The sequence below is a fragment of the Streptomyces sp. Q6 genome, from assembly GCF_036967205.1.
In the GTDB taxonomy this organism is placed as follows: domain Bacteria; phylum Actinomycetota; class Actinomycetes; order Streptomycetales; family Streptomycetaceae; genus Streptomyces; species Streptomyces citrinus.
This window is the reverse complement of the sequence record NZ_CP146022.1, coordinates 12,640-25,229: the sequence shown is the minus strand read 5'-3', so window position 1 is coordinate 25,229 and position 12,590 is coordinate 12,640. Positions and strand designations below refer to the sequence as shown.

Below are 12,590 nucleotides of genomic sequence, written 5' to 3'. Positions count from 1 at the left end.
CTAGGTGTATTGACCCGCAGGGTTGTTGACGCGGGTGATGGGTGACTGGCCGCCGAGTGCGGTGTGGCTGCGGTGGTGGTTGTAGGTGTGCAGGAAGTCTGCCAGGGCCGCGGTGCGTTCGTCGTTTGAGGTGTAGAGCCGCAGGTAGGCCCATTCCTCGAGCAGGGTGCGGTTGAAGCGTTCGACCTTGCCGTTGGTCTGGGGCCGGTAGGCGCGGGTGAGCTTGCCACTCGCGCCGAGTTCGGCCAGGACGTTCTTCCAGGCCAGGCCCTTGCGGTAGGCCCAGGCGTTGTCCGTCAGCACGCGTTCGATGCGGGTGATGCCCATCTCGGCGAAGAACGCGGCCGCGCGGGTGAGGAAGGCCGCGCAGGTCGCGGCCTTCTCGTCCGGGTGGATCTCGCTGTAGGCGAGGCGGGAGTGGTCGTCGACGGCGGAGTGGATGTAGTCGTAACCCATGTTGTTGCGGGTGACGCGGCCGGCCTGGCGGCCCAGGGCCTTGTGGCCGCCGCCGTCGGGAATCCGGCCGAGTTTCTTCACGTCGATGTGGATCAGTTCGCCGGGCCGGTCGCGTTCGTAACGGCGGATCACGGTGCCGGTCGGCCGGTCGATCCAGGACAGCCGGTTCAGCCGGTGGCGGGTCAGAACGCGGTGCACGGTCGAGGCGGGCAGTCCCAGGATCGGGCCGATCCGGGCCGGCCCGAGCTTGCGGTCGGTCCGCAGCCGGCAGACGTCGGCCTCGATACTCGCCGGGGTCCGATGCGGTGTCGTCAAAGGCCTGCTGGAGCGGTCGGCCAGGCCCGCCCCGCCCTCGGCTCGCCACCGCCGGAGCCATTTATGGGCGGTCGCCCGCGAGATGCCCATCTCGGCGGCGACATGGGCGACGGGACGGCCGGACGCGACACGTTCGACCAGCAGGCGCCTGCCGTGCACGGTCAGCCGGGCATTACGGTGGGACACGAAGACCTCCGTGTGGTGCAGTCCTAGACAGCTCCACCACACCGGAGGTCTTCGCCATGATCAAGACCCGCCAGTGTCAACAACGCTCGTGATCAATACACCTAGTGCCCTGACCGGGAAGGTTCGCCGGGTTGAGCGGGCGGTGGATGGCGTGATGGCTTCCGATGAGGGAGATCTGCCTCATAGGATCTTGAGCCCAGGCTCGGATGTCGGAGGGCGATGATGGAACTACCGCGGATACGCCTCGGCAGCGACGACGTGTGGGTGGAACTGGCTCGGACCGATGGCGACACCTGGCAGGTCACTGCCGATTGGTGCTCGTGGCTGACGGCTGACTTCACCGCGGATGTCAGCGCTGCGGAGGTCATGGACTTCGCGGCCCGCGTGCTCTCTCACCTGCGCGCGCCGTCGGGTGGACGCTTTTCGGTGGCGGTGACTCCGGGCCGGAGCAATCCGATGACGTTGAAGGCGGAGCCCGTCGGGGACGGTTTCGCCTTTTTCGTGCGTCTGACTCCCAACGGCGACGACGGCGTGTGTCATTTGCAGATGGAGATCGATCCGATCGCCACGTTGGAACTTCGTGAAGCATTCGATGCGCTGCACGCGGCGCTGGTTGTCTGACCCGCCGGAACATCTGGTCAGGCCGCCATCGTGAGCGGGCGTCCGCCCCATCGGATGCCCTTCTCGCTGCGGATGCGGGCGCGTTCCCTGCGTTCGGCGGCCAGGACGTCACGATGGCGGGCGTTGACGTTGCGCCAGCGCAGGTAGGCGTGCAGAGCCTTGGTCTGCACGATGTGGTTGGGGTGGTGGGAGTTGGCGATGGTGAACTGTCTCAGCGGTCCGAAGTGGGCCTCTATGGGGTTTGCCCACGAGGCGTAGGTCGGGGTGAAGCACAGCTCGACCTTGTTCTTCTTCGCCCAGCGGCGGATGTCGGCGCCCTTGTGGGCAGACAGGTTGTCCAGGATCACGTAGATCGGTGCGCCGTCGGGGCGGGCGGCACGGATCGACTTCAGCGCGGCCAGCGTGTTCGCGGCGCCCTTCTTGCACCGGTTGACGCCCCACAGGCGGTCGTCCCCAACCGAGTAGCAGCCATGGAAATAGCGCACCCCGTGGGTGCGGTGATATGTGGCGGGCAGTCGGCCGGGGCGCTTTCGTTCGGCCCAGCACGAGCCGGCGGTGGGCCGGATCCCGAGCGGGCCGAACTCGTCGAAGGCGAAAACCCGGTCGGAGAAGCGGTGAAGGACCTCTTCGATCCGGTCCAGCTTCGCCTCGCGGTCCGGGTCCGGCGACTCCTTCCATGTCTTGGTGCGCTGGAAGGTAACGCCGCGGCGGGCGAGCAGGCCACGTAACGCCTCGCGGCCGATGCGGATCACCCGGCCGTGAACTTTCCGCAGGTAGGCGACGAGCTTGCGCAGCGACCAGCGGGTGAAGGGCTGGCCGAGCTTGGTGGGGCGGGTGATGGCCGTCTGGATGACGAAGTCCTCGTCATCACGATCGAGCAGGCGGGGACGGCCTCCCGCCCACCGAGGGTCCAGGCAGGCCAGGCCGATCTCGTTGAACCGGTGGATCACATCGCGCACGGTGTCCTCGTCGGCCTGCACCAGCTTCGCGATCACCGGTGCCCGGTTCCCGCCGGCCGAGGCCAGCAGCATCATCGCCCGCCGGTACCGCACCGAACTGGTGCTGCCCCGGCGCACGATCTGCTGCAGCTTCTGCCCTTCCTGGTCAGTCAGTCTGCGCACCCGAACAGGCTCAGCCACCGCACCCCCAACGGTCGGATCGGACGTCACCGCACATCCAACCGCCACCACCAACAACCCGGCGAACCTTCCCGGTCAGGGCACTAGGGCCTGTCTTCAAAGTGGGCGGAGCCAGAGGAGCGTTGATGCGAGGGTGACCGCGGCTTCGAAGGAGGTCGCGGTCTTGTCGTATCGGGTGGCGATGCCGCGCCATTGCTTGAGGCGGTTGAAGCAGCGCTCGACGACGTTGCGGCGCCGGTAGGCAGCCTTGTCGAAGCCGCATCGCCGTTCACGGCGTCGTGCTCGCCCGGCGAGTTGGTCGACCCGTTCGGGAATGGTGGCCTTGATGCCGCGTCGGCGCAGATGGGTGCGGATGGCCCGGGACGAGTAGCCCTTGTCCGCGACCACCCGGTCGGGGCGAGTGCGGGGGCGACCGGGGCCGAGTCGAGCGACGCGGATACCCGCCATGACCTGTTCGAACTGGGTGCAGTCATTGCGGTTACCGCCAGTGAGAGTGAACGAGAGCGGGCGGCCGCGGCCGGCACAGGCAAGGTGGATCTTGGTGGTCAGTCCACCTCGGGATCGGCCGAGGGCGTGATCTGCCGGTTCGTCCCTCGACCGGCCCCCCTTTTCGCGCCGGCCGCGTGTTGATGGGCACGGACCAGAGTGGAGTCGACGGCCACCAGCCAGTCCACGTCCGCGTTCGCGTCGCGGTCGGCCTGGACCGCGGCAAGCATGCGGGTGAACGTGCCGTCCAGGGCCCACCTGCGGAAACGTGTGTACAACGACTGCCACGGCCCGTACCGGGCTGGCACATCCCGCCAGGCGGCGCCCGCACGGATCTTCCATACGATCCCGTTCAACATCGTCCGGTCGTCCGCCCGCGGGCGACCGAACGATGCCGCCGGTAGGAACGGGCGTAACAACTCCCATTCCTCATCGGTCAGTTCATAGCGGCGACTCACAAGACCCATTATCCCGCGCCGCTACTTTGAAGACAGGCCCTAGTGCCTGCTCATTGAGGTAGCGGAACTGGGCGTCCCTGTCGGGGCGGTGAGCACCCTCGATGGCCTTGGCGTTGGCCTGCAGGCTGAAGCCCTCCTCCCGCAGCAGGCCGGGACCGGGTCCGCGGAGACCCGTGATCCTGCCCAGTCAGCTCCGCGGCCAGCTTCCGGGTCGACTTCGGCGTCTATCGCAGCGGCGACATCGGATGGCCTCGCTCGTCGGGCTCGACCAGCGCAAGCAGCTCCGGCCTCAGCCCCGGATCAAGGTCCACGGCCTTCTTCCGGCCTCCACCAGGCCACGGACCCGCCCCAACGGAACCTGACCAGAGTCCAGTTCAGCCGCTCTGTGCGAGACCGTGCCCTCCCGAACCCCGGCCGCGGCAGCGACGAGCCTGATCCCACCATGCGCCAGTGACGGTGCTTCCGCCCCTATGGCCAGCCGACGCTGACGCTCGTCCAGATGCGGCAACAACACCTGGAACTTCGCAGCCAGGACAGCCTCAATCCCCTCCGGTCTCCCCATACCAGAACAACGAGTGCCGCAGCTGGAAGCCGCGACTTGTTCCCGGCAAGCACTTACTGACCTTCAATGGGCGATGTCGTAGAGGGCTGACAGGTCATAGTTCCAGCGGTACGTCTATGACGTGAGGTATCCGCAAGGGGGTGGGCTGACCGCTGAGCGGCAGGCGTTCCGGGAGCAGATCCGGATGTCGGCGGCTGAGCGGTTCGCCGCTGGGGATGACACCGCGACCGTGGCGAAGGTGCTTCGGGTACATGTGCGTTCGGTGCAGCGCTGGCGGGCGGCCTGGGCAGCTGGTGGCGAAGCATCCCTGGTCTCCAAGGGTCCGCCGAGCCACCCACACCTGACGGACGAGCAGTTCGCGGTGCTCGAGATCGAGCTTGCCCGTGGTCCGACGACGCACGGCTGGCCAGATCAGACATGGACCCTGGCGCGGATCAAGACGCTGATTGGTCGGCGTTTCCACAAGTCCTACACCGTGCAGGGTGTGCACTACCTGCTGCGGAGACATGGTTGGTCGGTGCAGGTACCGGCCCGTCGGGCAGTCGAGCGCGACGAAGCCGCGGTGGCCGGCTGGGTGAAGGAGACCTGGCCAAACGTGGAAGCACCCGGGCGGCGCTCGGAGCCTGGCTGATCTTCGAAGACGAGGCCGGGTTCACGATGACGCCGCCGACCGCCCGCACCTGGTCCAAGCAGGGACGCACACCCGTGGTCGTCGTCCGGGGCCGGTCCCGACGCCGACTGTCGGTGGCGGCGCTGGTCTGCTACAAACCCGGCGAACGGTCCCGGCTGATCTACCGTCCTGCACCCGATCGACGTGCCGACGGACGCAAGAGCTTCGCCTGGACCGACTACCGCGATCTGCTGACTGTTGCCCACGCTCAGCTCGGTGGTCCGATCGTCCTAGTCTGGGACAACTTGAACACCCACCTGACCGGCGGGATGAAGCAGTTCATCGCCGACCGATACTGGCTCACCGTGATCCAACTGCCTGCCTATGCTCCGCAGCTGAACCCGGTCGAAGGCATCTGGTCTCTGGTCCGTCGAGACCTGGCCAACACCGCGTTCGCCGACCCTGAGCACCTGTTTGCTGCTGTCCGTCGCAACCTGCGCGAGATCCAGTATCGGCCCGGACTCATCAACGGCGCACTGGCCGGCACCGGACTCGCGTCCATCACCGTGCTCGGCGGCAACTGACACACTGGCTCTGTGATGAGCCCCTTGCTTAGTGGATGGACAGTAGAACGACTGCGCACAGTGTCGGGCGACGACACCGCCATCCCGCTGGAGCCCACCATGACCGTCACAGCCGACCTCCCTGGTCAGCCTGCCGACGCAAGCATCCTCACCCTTCAGCCAGAGATCGTCATCGCATGCCACCACCTATGCATTGTGAAGTGCATCGACGACGAGGACTGGTACATGGGGACGATCCACGACGACGGCTCGATCCTGTGCTGGGCCGCCTACCCCAACCTGGAGCAGGCACTCCGGGGCTTGTGAACGCCCCCGAATCAGGCTCGCCCGACCGCCCCGGCGTCGAATCCACTACGACATCACCGTTTGAAGGTCAGTAGAGCTCGTAACACGATCATGTTGCTGACACGGACGGTGGCATCCGGACAGCCACGCCACCGTGCGCTCCACGGTCCAACGGTGACGGCCAAGGCGCTGGGAGGATTCGATGCCCCGGCGCGCGATGCGCGGTGTGATGCTGCGGGAGCGGAGCCACGTGCGCAGCCAGTCGAAGTCGTAGCCCTTGTCACCGTGCAGCTTGGCCGGTCGACGGCGGCGCGGCCCGCGGCGGGAGCGGATGGGTGGGATGCCCCGCACCATAGGCTCCAGACCCTGACTGTCGTGGGTGTTGGCAGCCGAGATCCCAATGGAGAGGGGCAGACCGGTCCGCTCCGTGATCAGGTGGATCTTCGATGCCTTCTTGCCGCGATCTACGGGATTCGGGCCCGTCAGGTCCCCCTTTGAGGGCTCGCATGTTCACCGAGTCGATCGCGCACCGCGACCAGTCCAGTCCGCCGCGTGCGCCGAGCTCGTCCAGGACCAGGCGGTGGAGCTTGCCCCATACGCGGGCCTGGCTCCACTCGGTGAAGTGGCGGTGCGCGGTCGGCCCGGACGGGCCGAAGCCCGGCGGAAGTTGTCGCCACGTGCAGCCGGTCGTTGCCACGAACACGATGGCAGCCAGCACCTGCCGGTCCCCATACCGGCGCCTTCCCCCACCCTGCGGCCGCACCGGCGCCGCCGGAACCGCCCGCTGGAACAACTCCCACAACCCGTCTGGAACCAGACGCTTCACCATCGCTGTCACGGCATTCAGCCTAGTGATCAAGCCACTTGAGACGATCTCTTGGCTGGTCCGACTGGCGACGCCGCCATCAAGCCCGGTCCCGCACCAGCCACTATCGGCGACAAGCTGCGAATCAGACATGAAGATCACGATCTACAGCTGGAGTACTAGATCCCGACTTCCGTAGGACCGAAGGCGAGAAAACTGGTCGATGGGTCAGATGACTGGGCACCCCAGGTGAAATGGTCTGTCAAGCTCATTCGATGTTCGAATATCGTCTCTGGCTTGCCGCCGTCCCGGAACCCATACCTGAAGCCGAAGCCTGTAATTACTGGAACCTCAAGGATCTCCCCACTCCGACCCTCGACGGAGCATTGAAGCAAGCGCACTACGCCTACGTCGGCTCCTGGCAGGACAGGCATCTGGCGGAACTGCCGCAGTCTGGCCGTTGCTCGGCTGTCCGGGTCTTCGACTGGCTGTTCTATCGAGGGACCATCGACTGCTACCAAGCACCGCTCCTGGACGCTCGGCTGCGAGATGAACTGATTGGGCTCTACCAGCCCCGGCCAGACGACCTGCCCGCGGAGTGCACCAATACGGACGAGATCGCCACGTTCCTCACCGCGCACCTCGGTTGGTGCCTGCTGCCCGAGGAAGCGCCACCACCAACCACGGCACCGTCCCCGGGCGATCAGAGGCAATCTGACCGACGAGCAGGATGGCTGAACTGACCTTCTTGCCGTCAGTAGATTCCGCGAAAGCCATGTTGTTCGAGAATGCCGTGGGGCAACGTTCTCAAGTGACATGGCACGCCAGTAGGTCAGCAGCCCTCTACCTGCCAGATGAACTGCGACAGGACAGCAGATCGCAGAGGCTGAGCCCTGCCCCGCGCGGTTGGCTGCGCGGCATCTGCCGCTGGCATCTCCTCAGGCGGCAGCCGGTTCGGTGTCGGGGTACGGGCTGAGCATGGTGTCGAAGTGGCCCTCCGGGGCTTCTGCCAGGAAAGTCGACAGGTTCTCCAGGAAGGCGCGCAGCGGGGGCGTCGCGTTGTGCCGGTCCAGGTCTTCCTGCGAGCGCCAGACCTCGTACAGGAAGAAGGTGCCGTCCTCGTGCTCGTGGAGGTGGTACTCCAGGTTGCCGGGTTCCTGCCGGGTGGGTCCCACGAAGGCGGAGAGGATGCGCCGGACCTCGTCCGCGCGCTCCGGCCTGGGCCGCAAGAAACCATAGAGGGCGATGGGGCGATCTGTGTGTGTCATGCCCGTCAGGCTAAGATCTCACATCAATGTGAGGTTCAAGAGGTTGTGAGGAGCACCACATGAAGATCGGTGAGCTCGCCGCCGCGACGGGCACCTCAGTCCGACTGCTGCGTTACTACGAGGAGCAAGGCCTACTGGAGGCCTATCGCCTCGACAGCGGCCACCGCCGCTACGACGACAACGCCCCCGCCGTGGTCCGCCGCATTCGCGCGCTGCTGGACGCCGGCCTGCCGACGCGGGTCATCCGCGACCTGCTGCCGTGCGTTCGCCAGGACGGCACGGTCGCCGGATGCAAGCTGGAGACTCTTCAAGAACACCTCCAGGGTCTGGACGAACGGATCGGCGCACTGTCCGAAACCCGCACCTCTCTGGCCGGGCTCATCTCCGCCGCCCAGGCCCGCGAGCCGGCACTCGGGTAGGACCGCCACCCCTACCGGGCATCCCGGTACGAAGCACGAATCACATGGTTGGGCGCGGCAACCTGCTGTCCCGGCCAAGAGGATTCAGTCTGCACAAAGGCCGTCCCCTGTTTACCCTGCAAACCGAGGTCCGGCTTCCGTGAGGCCAACTCGTTTATGAACGACGCCCACATCGCATTCCCAAACCAACTGACAGTCCCGCAGGTCAGATCCCTGCCCCTTGCATTCGGAATGCGACAGGACCAGGAGAAGCCGCCGAGCGGGGCAGATGGCCGACGGGCACCGGAGCTGGTGACAACTGCCGTGCTTTCGACGCTGCTGGTGACAAGTGGCGTGCCGACCTGGTGACAAACGCCGTGGCTTCGCCGCGCCGAAGTCACAAGTCGGTGGCCGCCGATGGTGACAACTGTCGCGCTTCAGCACGCCCCCCGCTGCCCGGCCAACCCGATACGTTCCGCCCTCAACCCCCGGCAACCGCCGGGGGTTTCTTCAGGTCTGGAGGAACAACGTTCCCGCGCTACACCCTTGCCCCCGCCCACCTGAGCGGCGCCGTCGGGGGCTGGATGCTTCATCGCGACGGCCGATACCTCGACTGCCACGAGGCCTTCCAGCGCACCTTTGTCCGCGACGTCGAAGCAGCGATGGACTGGGCGGAGCAGATCATCGGCACACGCCTCGGCTGGCTCCACACGCGCGTGGGCGGGCCGGACCGATGGACCGCCGTGCACAACCCGCAGGAAGACCCCGGCACCACGTCTGCCGACGCCGCCGTACTGCGCGTCCTGGAGCCGGGCACGCTCATCGTCGCCGTGGGCGCGGCGGGTTCGGAGGAATCGACGTTGGCCTCCGCCCTGGACGACGTCGCCATCGTCGTCTGCCTCGATGTGCTGCGCGAAGAGATCAGCGGCTGCTTCTCTGTCAAGTTCAGCGTGTTGAGCAGTGGTGACGTCCGGCCTTTGACCGAGAGGAGCGGAGGGCCGAGTACCGACGAGAACGAGTGAGCCCTGGGAGCGTTTGCCGGTGGGCATGATCAGCCGACGCCGCGTCGCAGTCGACGTCACCGCTCACTGGCGTGCACGGGCACGGCGTGGCCCAGGGGCTATCGGAGCAGGGGCATGAGGACGCCGTCGACGATCTGTGCGATGTCCTCGTCGCTGATCGGACGGTCGTGGATGGTTCCCCAGTGGACGAGGAGGGCGATGGCGGCGGAGACCGCGATCGCGTGTCCGTCCTGGGGGTGGTTGGGTCGGGAGGGCAGGTCGCCGCGCTGGACCGCTTGGGCCAGCACGCCGGCGAGTGCCTGGTGCAGGGACTCGACGTAGCGCACGCGGATGAGGCTGCACAGCTCCGGCTCCTGGCGAGCGGTGTCCAGCAGGGCCGAGACCAGGTCGACCCGGGAGGTGTCCTGGCTGCCGATGGCGCTGGCCAGCGTGGCGAGGAGTTCGTCGCGCAGGTGCCCGTTGCCGAGGATGACCGGCGTGACGTCGTCGGCGAGTCCGGCGTGGCTGAGGGCTTCCGCGGCGAGTTCGGCGCGCGAGGGCCAGCGGCGGTACACGGTCGCCTTGCCCACCCCGGCCCGTGCCGCGGCCTTGTCCATGGTCATGGCCGGGTAGCCGCCTTCGGCGAGCAGCTCCGTTGCGGCGTGCAGGATTCGGGCGTCCCGGGCGGGATCGCGGGGCGGTCCGGAGAGGCCGGAAGGCCGCCGCAGCTGTGCACCGGGTTGTGGCATGGGGCTCTCCTCGCCGAACTAGGACTGATTTGTTTCGAGTATAGCCGGGCTGTTAACGTCGCTGAATACCCGGAACATCTGCGTCTCGGGTTCGAGGGTGCAGTCAGCGATAGTGAGGTGGCGCAGTGAAGGCCGTAGGTTTCACCGAGTTCGGCGGCCGCGAGGTCATGCGGGTGCTGGAGCTGCCCGAACCGCACGCCGGACCGGGGCAGGTACGGATCAAGGTGGCCGCCGCCGCTGTACACCCGGCCGACGTCAACATCCGCACCGGGCTCTCCGCCAAGTACAGCCCGGAGATGAACCCGCCCTCGGACGTGTACGTCGTGGGCTGGGAGATCGCCGGGACGATCGACGAGGTCGGAGAGGGAACACGACCGGAGCTGGCCCTGAGCGCCGAGGTAATAGCGGTCACGGAGCCGAAGCTGGCTCTGGGCGGGCAGGCGCAGTACGTGGTCGTACCGGCGGAATCGGTGGTCCGCGCGCCGAAGGGCGTCGACCTGACGGCTGCCTCGACCCTGCTGATGGCCGCACTCACCGCGCAGATGGGTCTGGACGCGCTGGCCCTGGCCCCGGGAGCGACGGTGGCGGTGACCGGCGCCGCCGGCGGGATCGGCGGCTACGCCGTGCAGCTGGCCAAAGCGGCCGGGCTGACGGTTATCGCCGACGCAGCGGACAGGGACCGTGACCTCGTCACGAGCCTGGGCGCCGATCATGTACTCCCTCGCGGGGACGACTTCCCCGACGCGGTCCGCCGGCTGCGCCCCGACGGTGCGGACGGAGTCATCGACGGCGGGTCGATGGGCAACGCGGTAGCCCCAGCGGTACGCGACGGCGGCGCCATCGCGACCGTCAAGGGATTCACCGGCGCCACCGCCCGGGGCGTGCGCTGGTTCCCCGTCTTCGTCTACGACCGCATCCGCGACACAGCCGCTCTGACGCGGCTGCGCGACCAGGCCGAATCCGGTGCCCTCACGCTCCGCGTCGCGGGGACCTACCCGCTTGAACAGGTCGCTGAAGCGCACCGGCTCATCGAGGAAGGCGGAGTGCGGGGCCGGCCCGTGCTCGTGTTCTAAGCCGAGACCCCAGAACCCCCCGGCCACGCCCGTCCTGGCCGGCCCGGCGATGCCGTGCCGAGTCCGACAGTCCCGTGCCCAGACACCAGAAAGCACGATCAACCGAAAGCAGGCTCACCATGACATCCCACGACAAGGCCAAGGTGCTGGTCACCGGGGCGACCGGAATGCAGGGCGGCGCTGTCGCCCGCGCGCTCCTGCGCGCGGGACACCCCGTCACCGCGTTGGTGCGCAACCCCTCCTCGGCTCCCGCCCAGGCCCTGGCCGCGCTGGGCGCCGCCCTGGCCACCGGGGACCTGGAGGACGTCGCCTCCTTGCACGCGGCCGGCGCCGGACACGACGCGGTCTTCTCGGTGCAGCTGGCCAGTATCGACCCGGCCGACCCCGCCGAGAGCCGCCAGGCCGGCAACATCGTCACGGCGGCCCAGCGCGCCGGCATCACCCAGCTCCTGCACACATCGGTGTCGGCGACCGGATGGCGTGCCCAGCACCCGGACCTCGAGATCAACGATCCGGTGATGGAGGAATACTGGAACCAGAAGGAAGAGACCGAGGAAGCCATCCGTCGCTCAGGGCTGCACCGCTGGACCGTCTTCAAGCCCGCCTGGTACATGGAGAACTTCCTCCCGCCCCGCCGTGACTACATGGCCCCCGAGCTGCCTCACGGCAAACTGGTCACCGCCATGAGCCCGCAGACCGAACTGGCGCTCATCTGCGCCGACGACCTGGGTGCCGCTGTCGCCGCCGCCGTCGCCGAGCCCGACAGGTTCCACGAGGCCGAGATCGACCTCGCCGGCGATGCGCTGACCTACCCGCAGATGGCCGACGTCCTCTCCCAGGTGACCGGCCGCGAGATCAGCACCGACTTCATCTCCCTGGAAGAGAAGACGCAGCGTAGCGGCGTATCCGCAGCGTTCGGCGACCGCTGGAACAACCGTGTCGGCTACCCCGCACGCCCCCACCACGCCGCCGCCTACGGCCTGACCACGACGCCCTTCGCGCAGTGGGCAACGCGCCAAGACTGGAGCACCGTGACTGCTGAACGCAACTGAACTGACGCAGCCCTCCAGCGGGCAGCCGGTCATCACCTGACTGAACACGCCTCGGGGGTCATTGTCGTCTTCGTCAGACCGTGGTCGGCTCGCCGCTGCGTGGGCCGGTACCTCGTCCAGCTGGCGGAGGAAATCCGCGAACGTGCGCACGATGTACCAGCTGCCCTCGCTGGACTCGACACTGTCCCAGCCGCAGCCCGGAGCACACTTCGCCGTGAACACGATGGCTGCGCGGGCGACCAGTCGGTGCCCCCCCGCGGTCGCACGGCAGAACGCCTTCCTGGAGCAGCACCTGGCCGCGGGGCGCGGGTGTTCCTCGACTCGACCAATGTGGAGATCCGGGTGCGGGCCGGACTTGTGAGGCGGGTCCGGTTTCATTTGGCTCGCCCGCTCGCGTCCCGGCTGTGTTTGCGGTGCCGGAATCCGGGATGTGTCATGGGGGGTGGTGGAACTGGGCCAGGTGGCAGGGGAGTTCCTCGCTCTCTCTTAGCCCTGTGAGTTCGCGCAGGTGAAGAGTTCTTGGTGGGGATGCGCGGGTTCGG

At 67.4% G+C, this 12,590-nt stretch carries 12 protein-coding genes and 3 pseudogenes; 8 read left to right on the top strand and 7 right to left on the bottom strand.

Features of this window, described 5'->3' with window-relative positions; translation table 11 throughout:
• On the bottom strand, positions 1–957 hold the full coding sequence (locus V2W30_RS00130; RefSeq protein ID WP_338692554.1) for an IS481 family transposase: 957 nt from the start codon (positions 955–957) through the stop codon (positions 1–3).
• A gap of 219 nt (positions 958–1,176) precedes the next feature.
• Here V2W30_RS00130 and V2W30_RS00125 point away from each other — a divergent pair, with 219 nt between their 5' ends.
• Positions 1,177–1,578: a hypothetical protein gene (locus V2W30_RS00125; RefSeq protein ID WP_338692552.1), complete on the top strand. Its 402-nt coding sequence runs from the start codon at positions 1,177–1,179 to the stop codon at positions 1,576–1,578.
• A gap of 17 nt (positions 1,579–1,595) precedes the next feature.
• Here the strand turns inward: V2W30_RS00125 and V2W30_RS00120 are convergent, their stop codons facing one another.
• The 3 genes and pseudogenes from V2W30_RS00120 to V2W30_RS00110 all read right to left on the bottom strand — a co-directional run.
• Positions 1,596–2,717: an IS630 family transposase gene (locus tag V2W30_RS00120; protein WP_338692551.1), complete on the bottom strand. Its 1,122-nt coding sequence runs from the start codon at positions 2,715–2,717 to the stop codon at positions 1,596–1,598.
• 96 nt (positions 2,718–2,813) lie between these two features.
• Positions 2,814–3,670 (bottom strand): annotated as a pseudogene (locus V2W30_RS00115) (IS5 family transposase).
• Positions 3,671–3,704: 34 nt separating this feature from the next.
• Positions 3,705–4,223, bottom strand: a pseudogene (locus V2W30_RS00110) (ISAzo13-like element transposase-related protein); the annotation flags it as partial.
• 121 nt (positions 4,224–4,344) lie between these two features.
• Between V2W30_RS00110 and V2W30_RS41435 the strand changes: the two are divergent.
• A protein-coding gene (locus tag V2W30_RS41435) for an IS630 family transposase (protein ID WP_425244458.1) occupies positions 4,345–5,417 on the top strand; the annotation gives its coding sequence in 2 pieces (ribosomal slippage) (positions 4,345–4,788 and positions 4,791–5,417; 1,071 coding nt in all).
• Positions 5,418–5,516: 99 nt separating this feature from the next.
• Positions 5,517–5,723, top strand: a complete 207-nt coding sequence (locus V2W30_RS00095) for a hypothetical protein (RefSeq protein WP_338692543.1) — start codon at positions 5,517–5,519, stop codon at positions 5,721–5,723.
• A gap of 84 nt (positions 5,724–5,807) precedes the next feature.
• On the opposite strand, the pseudogene V2W30_RS00090 reads toward V2W30_RS00095, so the two are convergent.
• Positions 5,808–6,531, bottom strand: a pseudogene (locus V2W30_RS00090) (IS5 family transposase); the annotation flags it as partial.
• Positions 6,532–6,782: 251 nt separating this feature from the next.
• On the opposite strand from V2W30_RS00090, the gene V2W30_RS00085 reads away from it, so the two are divergent.
• The gene (locus V2W30_RS00085) at positions 6,783–7,250 is read left to right on the top strand and encodes a hypothetical protein (RefSeq protein WP_338692541.1); all 468 of its coding nucleotides are present in this window, start codon (positions 6,783–6,785) and stop codon (positions 7,248–7,250) included.
• Between the two features lie 195 nt (positions 7,251–7,445).
• On the opposite strand, the gene V2W30_RS00080 is transcribed toward V2W30_RS00085, so the two are convergent.
• The gene (locus V2W30_RS00080) at positions 7,446–7,775 is read right to left on the bottom strand and encodes a putative quinol monooxygenase (protein ID WP_338692539.1); all 330 of its coding nucleotides are present in this window, start codon (positions 7,773–7,775) and stop codon (positions 7,446–7,448) included.
• Between the two features lie 59 nt (positions 7,776–7,834).
• Between V2W30_RS00080 and V2W30_RS00075 the strand changes: the two genes are divergently transcribed.
• Both V2W30_RS00075 and V2W30_RS00070 read left to right on the top strand, forming a co-directional pair.
• Positions 7,835–8,194: a MerR family transcriptional regulator gene (locus V2W30_RS00075; RefSeq protein ID WP_338692537.1), complete on the top strand. Its 360-nt coding sequence runs from the start codon at positions 7,835–7,837 to the stop codon at positions 8,192–8,194.
• A 563-nt stretch (positions 8,195–8,757) separates the two neighbouring features.
• On the top strand, positions 8,758–9,195 hold the full coding sequence (locus tag V2W30_RS00070) for a hypothetical protein (protein WP_338692535.1): 438 nt from the start codon (positions 8,758–8,760) through the stop codon (positions 9,193–9,195).
• Between the two features lie 98 nt (positions 9,196–9,293).
• Here V2W30_RS00070 and V2W30_RS00065 read toward each other — a convergent pair whose 3' ends face one another.
• A complete protein-coding gene (locus tag V2W30_RS00065; protein WP_338692533.1) occupies positions 9,294–9,923 on the bottom strand; it encodes a TetR/AcrR family transcriptional regulator in 630 nt (209 codons plus the stop codon).
• A 125-nt stretch (positions 9,924–10,048) separates the two neighbouring features.
• Between V2W30_RS00065 and V2W30_RS00060 the strand changes: the two genes are divergently transcribed.
• Positions 10,049–10,996: an NADP-dependent oxidoreductase gene (locus V2W30_RS00060; RefSeq protein ID WP_338692531.1), complete on the top strand. Its 948-nt coding sequence runs from the start codon at positions 10,049–10,051 to the stop codon at positions 10,994–10,996.
• Between the two features lie 119 nt (positions 10,997–11,115).
• The gene (locus V2W30_RS00055) at positions 11,116–12,048 is read left to right on the top strand and encodes an NmrA family NAD(P)-binding protein (protein WP_338692529.1); all 933 of its coding nucleotides are present in this window, start codon (positions 11,116–11,118) and stop codon (positions 12,046–12,048) included.
• Positions 12,049–12,590: the final 542 nt, after the last annotated feature.

Excerpts from the sequence above, each read along its gene's own strand:
- V2W30_RS00085 (WP_338692541.1), top strand. The coding sequence starts at position 6,783 with ATGTTCGAATATCGTCTCTGGCTTGCCGCCGTCCCGGAACCCATACCT.
- V2W30_RS00055 (WP_338692529.1), top strand. The coding sequence starts at position 11,116 with ATGACATCCCACGACAAGGCCAAGGTGCTGGTCACCGGGGCGACCGGA.
- V2W30_RS00080 (WP_338692539.1), bottom strand. The coding sequence starts at position 7,775 with ATGACACACACAGATCGCCCCATCGCCCTCTATGGTTTCTTGCGGCCC.
- V2W30_RS00095 (WP_338692543.1), top strand. The coding sequence starts at position 5,517 with ATGACCGTCACAGCCGACCTCCCTGGTCAGCCTGCCGACGCAAGCATC.
- V2W30_RS00065 (WP_338692533.1), bottom strand. The coding sequence starts at position 9,923 with ATGCCACAACCCGGTGCACAGCTGCGGCGGCCTTCCGGCCTCTCCGGA.
- V2W30_RS00125 (WP_338692552.1), top strand. The coding sequence starts at position 1,177 with ATGATGGAACTACCGCGGATACGCCTCGGCAGCGACGACGTGTGGGTG.
- V2W30_RS00070 (WP_338692535.1), top strand. The coding sequence starts at position 8,758 with ATGCTTCATCGCGACGGCCGATACCTCGACTGCCACGAGGCCTTCCAG.
- V2W30_RS00075 (WP_338692537.1), top strand. The coding sequence starts at position 7,835 with ATGAAGATCGGTGAGCTCGCCGCCGCGACGGGCACCTCAGTCCGACTG.